Source organism: Eudoraea sp. (genome assembly GCF_049665975.1).
GTDB lineage: Bacteria > Bacteroidota > Bacteroidia > Flavobacteriales > Flavobacteriaceae > Eudoraea.
On record NZ_JBATGR010000430.1, the window covers coordinates 1 to 11,382 of the forward strand.

Annotated in this window: 9 protein-coding genes; 5 read left to right on the forward strand and 4 right to left on the reverse strand. The window is 38.0% G+C overall.

Annotation, left to right across the window (positions count from 1 at the left end):
* The coding region (locus WBN20_RS14170; RefSeq protein ID WP_424282155.1) for a hypothetical protein at positions 1–546 on the forward strand (546 nt) is incomplete at its 5' end.
* The gene (locus tag WBN20_RS14175; protein WP_424282156.1) at positions 546–1,667 is read left to right on the forward strand and encodes a BamA/TamA family outer membrane protein; all 1,122 of its coding nucleotides are present in this window, start codon (positions 546–548) and stop codon (positions 1,665–1,667) included. The genes WBN20_RS14170 and WBN20_RS14175, both read left to right, overlap by 1 nt.
* A 32-nt stretch (positions 1,668–1,699) precedes the next feature.
* Here WBN20_RS14175 and WBN20_RS14180 read toward each other — a convergent pair whose 3' ends face one another.
* The 4 genes from WBN20_RS14180 to WBN20_RS14195 all read right to left on the reverse strand — a co-directional run bounded on the left by WBN20_RS14180 (position 1,700) and on the right by WBN20_RS14195 (position 9,123).
* The gene (locus tag WBN20_RS14180; RefSeq protein WP_424274885.1) at positions 1,700–2,281 is read right to left on the reverse strand and encodes a potassium channel family protein; all 582 of its coding nucleotides are present in this window, start codon (positions 2,279–2,281) and stop codon (positions 1,700–1,702) included.
* A 95-nt stretch (positions 2,282–2,376) separates the two neighbouring features.
* Positions 2,377–5,487, reverse strand: coding sequence for an efflux RND transporter permease subunit (locus WBN20_RS14185; protein WP_424282157.1), 3,111 nt, complete (start codon positions 5,485–5,487; stop codon positions 2,377–2,379).
* 99 nt (positions 5,488–5,586) lie between these two features.
* Positions 5,587–6,666: an efflux RND transporter periplasmic adaptor subunit gene (locus WBN20_RS14190; protein WP_424282158.1), complete on the reverse strand. Its 1,080-nt coding sequence runs from the start codon at positions 6,664–6,666 to the stop codon at positions 5,587–5,589.
* 27 nt (positions 6,667–6,693) lie between these two features.
* Entirely contained in the window at positions 6,694–9,123 is a 2,430-nt protein-coding gene (locus WBN20_RS14195) for a TolC family protein (RefSeq protein ID WP_424282159.1), read from the reverse strand.
* 153 nt (positions 9,124–9,276) lie between these two features.
* Here WBN20_RS14195 and WBN20_RS14200 point away from each other — a divergent pair, with 153 nt between their 5' ends.
* The 3 genes from WBN20_RS14200 to WBN20_RS14210 form a co-directional block, all read left to right on the forward strand.
* Complete coding sequence (locus WBN20_RS14200) at positions 9,277–10,329, forward strand: adenylate/guanylate cyclase domain-containing protein (protein ID WP_424282160.1); 1,053 nt, start codon at positions 9,277–9,279, stop codon at positions 10,327–10,329.
* Positions 10,330–10,490: 161 nt separating this feature from the next.
* Positions 10,491–11,063, forward strand: a complete 573-nt coding sequence (locus WBN20_RS14205) for a hypothetical protein (protein WP_424282161.1) — start codon at positions 10,491–10,493, stop codon at positions 11,061–11,063.
* 126 nt (positions 11,064–11,189) lie between these two features.
* The coding region (locus WBN20_RS14210; protein ID WP_424282162.1) for a hypothetical protein at positions 11,190–11,382 on the forward strand (193 nt) is incomplete at its 3' end.

Sequence of the window (11,382 nt, forward strand, 5' to 3'; positions counted from 1 at the left end):
TGGTTAACTTCTTTGTCGGGAAGCATAAGCAGCACAAGTAATGAATTAAAATCAACCAAAAACAAAACAATCTCAAATGAATTTGGGATAAACCTGTCCACCGGGAAATTCTTTAAAGACAGATGGCTATTTGGAGTTACTTTTCAGGCGGGTAAGCAGGAATCAAAAGGGGATTTTAAAATTGTTGGAGAATCTTTATATATAGGACCGCAAATTGCCAGGTATTTTTCTAAAACTAAAGATGGGTCATTATTTTTGAATGTTTCCCCGGGCTTCGTCCTTTATCGCAGTCTTGCCAGCATAAATGAAATTCCTGATTTCGGTGAAGAATCTGACGGAAATGGATTTGGTACTTTGGTTAGTTTGGGTTATTCCCATGTTATCCGTGATTTGATATCCTTAAATATTGGTTTTAATCTTCAATATGGCTGGATTGGCATAGATACTGTTGACATAAATGGTATGGTTGGCTCAGACAATATTACTATTAGTAACCTTTCATTTACTTTCGGATTTGGTGTAATTCTTGACGATTTCTTTTTTTGATGAAAAAATATATTTTATATACAATAGTTTTTACTTTCTTCATGTCTTCCGCTGTATTTGCGCAGGCTAAAAATGAAGAAGGATTTATTCAATCCGATACTATTAGGAAGGGAAAAAGTGTTCAATTTGTGGCATTACCCATTATTTTTTATACGCCTGAAACGAAGTTTGGATTTGGAGGAGGTGGTCAGCTTTTTCTGCTTAATAAAACCAATGAATACAATCAACGTTTCTCCAATATTTTTTTTAGCGCAATCTACACTTCAGAGAAGCAATTCATATTTGAAGCTACACCTCAAATCTATCTGGGACATGGAGATTATTTTATTGATATGTTTTATACCTATCGCGTTTTTCCAAATTCCTTTTGGGGTATTGGACCTTCAACCCCCGAGGACAATAAAGAATCTTATAACCAAACTACAAATAAATTTGATATTAGTCTTTTAAAAAGATTACCCCCGAATCTAAATTTTGGATTGTCCGTTAACTATGCTAATTATCAGATTACCGAAGTACTGGAAGGTGGTATTTTAGATACCGGGACGGTCCCTGGTAGTGATGGCGCAGTGATTAGTGGCCTGGGCGCCATATTTAATTTAGACTCCAGAGATGATATTGGTGCCCCCCAGGCTGGCAATTATCTTAGTTTAGCCGCGCGTTTTTCAAGTGAGCTCTTTGGGGCAACACATGCCTTTAATAAATTTATTTTAGATTTAAGAACGTATCAAAGAATAGCAAAAAAAAGTATTTTGGCTTTTCGTCTGTACGTAGAAAACAACTATGGTGACGTGCCATTTCAGGGTATGGCAAGCTATGGGGGTAGCAAAAATGCAAGGGGGTACTTTAACGGAAGGTTCATAGACAAGCATATGTATATTGTGCAGGCAGAATACAGATGGCGATTTAAAGAACGATGGACTTTAGCCGGTTTTGGATTGTTTGGCAGTGTAAATGATGAAGCGGGTGACCTATTCAGTTTTAATAACTTAAAACCAAGTTTTGGAGGGGGAATACGTTTTAAACTTATTAAAGATAAAAGCACCTGGCTTAGACTAGATTACGGTAGAGGAATAGATGGCCAAAGTGGTATTTACTTTGGTGTTAATGAAGCATTTTAAATTGATCTGAGAGGTAAAAGTTCTCCCGCTTCTCATTCCAACCTGTCACTGTGCCTGATATATTTTTCTACAACAACAGCAGTAACTATCACTAAATAAAATTGTCCCAGAAGTCCAATTATCACGGAGGCATTGCGAGCGAGTTGTGTTAAAGGCAAAATATCCCCATACCCTATAGTTAAAAGTGTGATAAAACTGAAATAAATTAAATCATCCCTGTTCCCTTCAGAATTCAACTCCTGGCTTATCAAACCGGAAAAAGAATCTGGTTCTATAATCTCTACCGCCATACAAATAAAAAAACCAACTAAACCTAAACAAATATAACCGCTCATCAAGCCAAGAATTACCCCTCTGTTTACTCTTTTACTTCTCCATACCTGAGTGATAATTTCATAAGTTACAATGCTATAAAACGAGAATAATATAGCAAAATTCGTATAGGTCAATAGAATTTCATCTATAGCCAATATCGAAGATAGTACATAGAGGACAATGGCCACAAAAAGAACGACTACAAAAAGATTTTTAATCCTGTTTTTTTTTGAAATCAACAGAATTCCCGCAAGTATATTGATGATAAAAAATAAAGGAATAACATATGTAACGAACAATTTGGATGGTATAAAAAGAGTTCCAAATAATATAAATAATAGGCTTATCAGAAATAGTGTGAATCTATATGGGTATAAATGATAAAACTTTTTCATTAATCCAGTAATTCTTCATTAAAAGTATATTCTTTATAGTTTACGCGGTAAAGGATACTATAAAATGACGGGATAAACAACAGGGTAATCACCGTTCCAAATAAAAGTCCAACCATTATGCTTACCGCCATACCTTCCCACATTTCTCCACCACTTAGGTAAAGCGGAATCAATCCCAGCACAGTGGTGAACGTAGCCAGTAGGATAGGTCTGAACCGCTGCAGGCAAGCCGAAATTACGGCATCCTGGGTAGAGCGCTTTAGGACATTTTGTTCCACTTCAATCCGGTCTATTAGCACAATGGCATTGTTGATCACTATCCCGGCCAAAGAGATAACTCCTAAAAAAGGCATAAATCCAAATGGCTCCTGAAACACCAGTAAGCCAACAACTACCCCGATGATCCCAAGCGGGATGGTTAAAGTTACCATGGCCATTTTTCTAAAGGAATTGAATTGTATGATGAGTAATAACAAAATAATAAATCCGGATAAGGGTAGGTATTTAAATACTGCACCCATATTCTCAGCCGTATTTTTGGCATCTCCTGCAAACTGGTAGCTATAACCTTCCGGCCAGTTTTCCATCTGTTGATTAAGCCAGGGAGTAATTTCAGCAGTAATGGCAGAGGCATTACCATCTTCGCGTAATTCACTCGAAACCATAATGGTACGGTCTAAATTAAATCGCAGTATTTTGGCATACTGCCATTGTGGAATTATACTGGCAACCTGCAATAATGGTACACTTTTTCCAGATCCCTGTGAATATATATTCAGCGTCTCCAGTGATTCCAGGGATTGCTGCTGGCTGGCATCACTCCGCATTAGAATGGGAATGGACTTATCGTCTTCCCGGTACTCCCCGGTCTGAAAACCATCCAGTACAGTCTGCAAGGATGTAGCAATGTCCTGGCTGCTTATCCCGGCAACCTGTGCTCTGTTTTGATCAATATCGAGTACAAACTTTTTACTTTGAGGACCCCAGTCATCCTTTACATTTTTGGTGCCGGTTATTGATGATAATTTGAGTTTTATTTGCTCAGAGATCGTAGAAAGTTCATCCGGGTTTTCGCCAGATACCTGTATCTCAATAGGTGTCCCGCCGCCACCGCCCTCTAATGAGGATACTTTAATATCGGCATTGGGAAAGTGATTAAAACAAAACTTATCTAATTTCCTGATCATTTCCAAATTATAAATGGCGTCAGAAATATTCACCAGCATATGTGCATAACTTGAATTAGGTTCGTCTGGCGAGTACCCCTGGTCATACGATTCGGGACCTTCCCCAATATAGGAAGACCAGTCTACTATTCCATTTGGCCTGTTGGCATTTACTTGTAATGAATCCTTAATATAATTTTCAATGTCGAGCACCAGTTCAGAAGTCCGTTCAATTTTAGTACCCTGGGGAAGGTTTATGTCTACGGTGATCAGGTTCCGGTCACTATCAGGGAAAAAGATGAAAGGTATTTTTGTAAAGCCAAAAAGTGAAACAAAGAAAGCTATGAATATTCCCAAAATTACACGATACTTTCTGGCTAAAGCCCAAAGTATGATATTCTTATAATACGCTTTTAATTTTTGGATGGTCCTATCTACCAAACCCGGTTTCTTTTGACCTTTAGGTTCTATTTTTAAAAACAAGTAGCAGAAAAGGGTAATTACAGATAAGGCCATGATCCAGGAGGAAAGTAAAGCAAGGGTAATTACCACGAATATTGGACCTACAATATCGCCCATAGTAGATTCTGCTAAATAAAACGCCAAAAACGCTGCTGAGGTAGTTAAAGTTGAAATAAGAAGTGGAGTAAACAATTCAGAACAAGCTTCTACCGCCGCTTTTTTGCCTGAAATACCGGCTTCCATTTTAACCATAATGGTCTCGGCCACTACAATGGCATTATCTACCATCATTCCCAAAGCCATGATCAAAGCCGCCAGAGTTACCTGGTTTAGGCCCATATTAATAACACCCATCAGCATCAAGGTCATGATCACTACTATGGGAATTAAACTGGCAATAACCATCCCGGACCTGAATCCCAAAAAAATCAACATAACCGCTAAGACGATAACAATAGCCTGGATTAAATTGACTATAAAATCACTGATTTTTACATCAATATAGGTGTCCATACTGGCCAGCCTGTCAAGCTCCAGGCCCATCGGCAGCTTTGCTTGCCACTCGTCTACTACCCTGTTTACATCTTCACCTAGTTTTATGATATTGGCACCTTCTTTTAGGTTAACATGGAGCGAGATCGCATCTTTCCCATTAACCCTTACTCTTTGGGTAGGAGGATCAATATAACCCTTTACTATTGTGGTAATATCGCCCAAGTACACTTGTTGGCTGCCATCTCCAACGGGTATAAGCATTTCCTGAATATCTTCGATTGAATTAAAATTACCGGTCGGTTCCAGAATGATGCGTTCATTTTCCACATTAATCTGGCCACCGGAACTCAAAATATTAGTAGCATTAATACTGTTTTGCAACATACTGGCAGAGATTCCGTATTCTTTCAGCTGTGCATTTTCGAATTCGACAAATACCCGCTCATCCTGTTCGCCTCCCAACTCCACTTTTGCAGCATCTTCCAGTTTAATAAGATCGTCCTTTATGTCATCTGCATATTCCTTCATCTTGGCATAGGAAAAGCCATCCGATATCAGGCCTACAGCAATACCGTATACATCTCCAATGCCATCATCATCCAGATTAGGAACTACATTTTCAGGCAAGCCTTCAATATCATCCAATTTTCTTCTCAATCTGTCCCATACCGCCTGAAGTTTTCCAGGTACTACCTCATCCTTTAAGGTTACTGTAACTACAGATAATCCCGATCTTGAAGTACTTTCCACTTCCTTTAGTTCCGGAATTTCCTGTACTTTTTTCTCCACCTTATCGGTAACCAGCAGCTCTACCCTTTCCGGGCTGGCTCCGGGAAAATTGCTCACTATAGTAGCCACTCTTACCGTATAAGGCGGCATACTATCCCTGGGAAGGGAAGTGTACAGTACAAGACCCATGAGAATAATGGTTCCCAAAACAGTAAACGTGATCCTGTTTTTTTCTATTGAAAATTGAGTGAGATTCATAGGTTGGTTAGTTTGTTGTATTGGTAGTCTCGAATCATTTATTCTATAACCAAAATTAGATCATCTTTTAAATATAAATTCTTTCTTATGCTGAACAACCTATTGCAAACGAACTTCCTGCCCATGCAATAATGTTTGTAAACCCGCTGTTGCGATCTTATCTCCTAAAGAAAGGCCATCAATTATGGCAAATCCCTCTGATGAAAGAGCCCCTACTGTAATATACTGCTTATGGACAGTGGTTTTATCGGCTTCTTCCTTTATAAGAAAAACAAATCTTCCATTCCCGTCTTCACCAACCGATATAGGGGGTACTACCAACTGCTTTGGTTGGTTTTTGTCTGCCTCGAATTGGAAGGTTATATTAGCTGCCATTCCTGACCTGATCTCAGTAGAAGGAATCTTAACAACTATACGTACCGGATAGGTCGCTGTGTTGATATCCACAGAGGGTGAAACTTCCGTCACTACGCCAGAAAACATGGCATCCGTTAAAACCGGAAATTCTATTATAACCTCCATTCCCTGATTTACCCGATTAATAATACTCTCCGGCAGGCCCAGCGATATTTCCATCTCGGTACCCGCATTTAAGACCGCAATATTCTGACCCGGACTAACATTTTCTTCAATTTCGGCATTTACCGCCGCGATTATTCCGTCTTCCGGGGCGTATAAAAAACCGAATTTAATCTGTTCTGCTTCTATACCAACCTTGCGTTTGGCCGATTCAAAACTGGCCTGGGCAGTTTTATAAGCATTTTTGGCACTTTCGTATTCGCTCAAGGATAAACTTCCTTTCTCATAAAGCACTTTTGTACGTTGGAGACTGAGTTTGGCCGTATTCATTTCTGAAGCAGCACTGTTTTGTGCAGAAATAGCCGATTCATAGTTCAGCCTTGCCTGCACATTGTCTAACTTAGCAAGGAGGTCTCCTTTTTTAACCAATTGCCCAATTTTTAGATTAAATAATGTAATAATACCACTGCTCCGAAAACTCAGGTTAATTACCCTTTCTGTTTTCGCCGTTCCACTAAAAGTACGCTGGTCATCGCCTCCCAAATACCCCACTTCCTGAAAAATTACGGGGCGGACAGGAGCCGGCTCCACTACTTTTTCTTTGCAGGAACTCAATGAGAGTAATGTTACTGTCAATATTATTAAACCTTTACGTTTCATAAATGTATTATTGTTTATCTGCCTTTTTTAGTTGTTGTTTTCCAGGTATTGTGTAAACCTGTTAATAAATTCATCATTCTGTGCACGGCTGTGTAACAAAAAATAATAGCCTATAAACCGCTCTAACTGAAAGCTGGATAATAAGTAATTATACACAGCTGTAGCCCTCGCCAGACTTGTATTTAAATAGTTATTCTGTGCGTCGAGAAGCTGTACTATGGTTACAGCACCTTCTGAATATGAGGTTTGTGTAAGTTCCAGTGCCTCTTTTGCCGAGATTTCCGATATCCTGGAAAGTTCTATATTGGAGACTTGATTGACCAGGCTCACCACAGCATTGTTTACGTTAGTTTCAATGGCCAGATTGGTATCGCTCTTACTTAGGTCGAGTTGCTCCTTTTGAATCATAGCAATTTGGCGATTGACATTCTTTCTGTTCTGATCTACAAGTGGAATAGCCAGATTGAGACCAACCCTGTAATTATCCACTACAAAGTTAGGGTTAACACCGACACCCCATTGATTAAAATTGTGATTGTACTGGCCCTGTAAAGCCAAAGTGGGCAACAGACGTCCTGCAGAATTTAGTTTTATACGTCTTCCGGTTGCCGAGATATTGTAGTCCAGAGACTTTATTTCGGGAGCATTATTTTTTGCCTCTTCTACAAGGAAATTAATAAATGGCCTTCTAAGGGTAGGATCATCCAACAGCTCCCTTAATTGAATATAGTTGTATCGTTCAAACAAGCCTTTCTCGAGCTCAGCTTCATCCACATCTATATTGTATTCAATCGGATTGTTCAAGACACGGTTCAATTCATAAAAAGCCTGCTCCAAAGCATTGGCAGATTCAATCATGGATTGCATATCGTTTGCTAACTCAGATCTAAATCGCAAGACATCTGTTTTACCTTTAAGGCCGGCTTCAAAATTTTCTTCTGCAATTTCCAGGTTCTTCTTAGTGAGGTCTAAGTTTGTGGCAGTAATTTGCAAATTCGATTTAAATATTAACGCATTAAAATAAGCGTTTGAAGCTTCAAAAATGGCATCGAGTTGATCAGCGTTATACAACTCCTGCTGAGATGCCAAAAGGTCCTTTTGAGTATTAATGCTGGTATTGGCTTCTGCTGAGAAGAGGGTCTGAGATAAGGTTATGGTTCCGTCGGTAGAATACTCGGGGTTTAAACCTTGAGATATTTCTGCAAGATCAGGATCTATATAAGTCGCCCCGGCATCAGCAGTAATATTCGGAATATAATTGGTCCATGCCGTTTGTAAGTCTTTTTCACTGAGTTCTACTTCTTTCTGGCTTGTTTGCAACGCCAGGTTGTTGGCCAATACATCATTCATAACTTCGAGCAGGTTATATTTCCTTTCGGAGACTTTTTCATTGAAGTCCCCAATGAAATCCGTTCTCGATATAAGGCTCATTTTGATGGGAAGGCCTATTTTCTCCGCCGTATTATAGTTTAAGGTGAGATTGGGTTCAAAGCTCATATATATAGGAAGGTCGGCGAGATTCTGACCGTCAATATACGCTTCCACGGTCAAGGCTATTCTTCGGAAAAATCGGGTAATGTCTCCTTTTCCCTGATTGGTAGCCAGGATACCCAATCTGATGTCATCAACACTTCCACTGGTAAAAGACGGAAGCCCAAGTCGTATACAATCTTCTGCCAATTTCTTAACCTCACCGTCTGTCAGATAAAAGGCCTCGGCGATATATAGTGCATCGATATCCTGTAGATTTGGAGCTATGTCCTCATAGTCCATATAGGTAATAAGCTTATAGGTAGTCTCTAACTGCTCCATCTCCTTATCAAAGAACGTATCAAAGGGATAAACATCCATAAATGGCTGTTGTATCAGGATACCAATTTTTTTAAAACTGGTCAGTTCTTTAAAGGTCGCCAGATCATATCTGTATGATCGGGAGGCAATCAGATAGGTAAAATTAGGAATCCCTGATGCCTGGTTTTCTTGCTTTATTTCGACGAAATCATTATTTACTGTTCCGAATAAAATGGTTGGTTTTGGAAATGATTCCTGCTTAATTATAAGTTCATTGTTAACTATCCCAAAGGCCAGAATAATATCTACTTCAGAAGCTAGTAAAGTTTGATAGTTATTGGCTGCCTTTTCCAAATCAAAACCATTAGACAATAAGGAGCCTTCCGGGTATCGAATTATTGCGTCTTCTCCTACTACATCTGAAATTTCATTTTGAAGTTCTTCGAGAATGGGAATTAATTCAGGTTGTTCCAGGTCAACTAATATCCCGATATTATACGTTTTCTTTTCCTGTGATAAAACTATAAAAGGGACAGCCAACAAGCAGGCTAAAACAAATTTTCTCATTTTCAACATCAATTTCTTTTCTGATGACTTTTTAGTCATTCCAACTCTGTAAATATAATTTTTTTGATCCACATTAGACCATAAGCAGTAATATTTCATTAGTAAACCATTCTATAAATTTTTGATACATAGCACTAAATCTGATTGAAACGGAACAATATTTAGTAATCAAATTACAAATGAAAGAGTATTTTTATGACCGAACTTATAGTATAGAATTGTAATTTTAAATAGGAATAAAAATGGTGTTTTATGAATAGCAAATGGACCAAGAACGTATCAGCTTTTATTATTGGATGGATTGTAGGGCTCTTTATCTGGAGTATGATAAGAGGACTGGGCCAAGAAATACAACTCGATATTCTTGGGCTGATTGTTTCTCCATTTATGTATCTCATTCTACTTATATCAATTTCCTGTGTTGTGGGGACGATATTTGGCACGCTCCAATACTTTTATGAACATTACTACACAAAAACAACGTCTTTCAAACAATTTGTAATTCAATCTATTCTTGTCCATATACTTCTGATGGTAGGAATCTATCTCATTTCTTTTTTTGTAGTAAATGCTGCTGGAACCTGGCAGAAAGGTTTGGTTGAGTTTTTAAACCGTCCAGCATTATTAGAAAATCTTATTTTCAGTGTTTTTATTAACATTGAGGTGATTATTGTAATCCAAATAAACCGACTTCTGGGTAGAGGGAACTTAGGGAAGTTGATCACTGGTAAGTTTTTTGCCCCAAGAGAAGAAATACGCGCTTTTATGTTTATGGATTTAAAAGGCTCAACCACGATAGCTGAGCAATTAGGGCACCTAAATTACAGCCGTTTTATTCAGGATTGTTTTCATTATTTGTCCATCATTGACGATTATAAGGCAACCATTTACCAATATGTTGGAGATGAAGTGGTACTAACATGGAAAATAGATGATGACAATGTTTTAAAAGACGCTATTGATGCTTTTTATGCTTATACTTCCTTCCTGAAAGCTAAAGCAGATTATTTTGAAACTGAATATGGGGTACAACCTATATTTAAGGCAGGTTTACATATTGGGCCGATAACCGTAGTAGAGGTTGGTAATATAAAACGTGAAATAGCCTATCATGGAGATACTATTAATGTCGCAGCCAGAATTCAGGAACAATGTAAGAAATTCGATAAACCAATACTGTTATCCCAAGAGGCTATAGAAAAGGTTAAGAATCTACCTAATTATATCATTGAACACGTAGGAGAATTTGTATTAAGAGGTAGAAAAAAATCAACTGAACTTTATAGTGTTTTACCCAAAAAATAGCGAACTATTTCAATAAAAAGTGATTGAGTTTATAAATTGGTTAAGTTCGCGAATAAGTCTAATTTTAAATTCCCAAAAAAAGTAATTCTGATACTTATGATTAAGAACTATATCATACTCTATTTTTTACTCTTTTACTTGCAGACTGCGGGAATTCCTATTTGCAGGAATCCACGAACGTAAGTAACATCAAAAAAAAATACGATAAAATATTGGTAGTAGCACGTACAAAAGATAAAATTGCCCGAATTAGAGCCGAGGGATTGGTTGTAAATGAACTCGGGCTTCGGGGAGCAAAAGCTGAATCTTCTGTAGATGTTATTAAAACCGAAAACTTCTCCGAAGAAATGTCGGATGAGGAAATTGAAACCTTAATTTCTCAATTACTTGATGCAGGTTTCTCTGGTGTATTAATTACCAATGTAATAAACAGGGAACAATACAAAGATGTTATTCGGGGAGGCAGTAATTTGGAATATCAAGCACCTCAATATGGCAGGTTTGGGCAGTATTATAACTATTACCCTGCTACTTCCTGGGAACCTGATCAAATAGAAACAGGGGTGGATTATACAGTAGAAAGTTGTTTGTACGATATAACTGTAGCTCAAAAGGACAATTTACAGTGGGTTGGCAGATTTAAATTGAAAAACCCCACAGATATTAAAGAAGCTATAGCGCAGTATTCGAAGGAGCTTGCGGATGCCTTAATTGACCAAAGTATTAATCCATAAGTAAAGCTCCGGAAACAAAAGAAACTATATCTTAGATCGATAAATTGGACATGTCCTTGTAGTCAGCACAATGGAAAATTTAATATGAGTTATGATCTTAGCTATGCCTTCTTAATAAAAGTTTAAATGAAAAAAATAGTTTTAGCACTTACGTTATTAATTTCTCTTATCACAAACGCGCAAAAACTTGCGGACTTATATAAGGATATTAATTCCTCGGTAGTAGTTATAGATATCATTAATGTTTCCCGGGAAAGTGAAGGGGAATATATTCAGGTAGTCACCGAGGAATCTCAGGGTTCCGGAGTATTAATAGCTG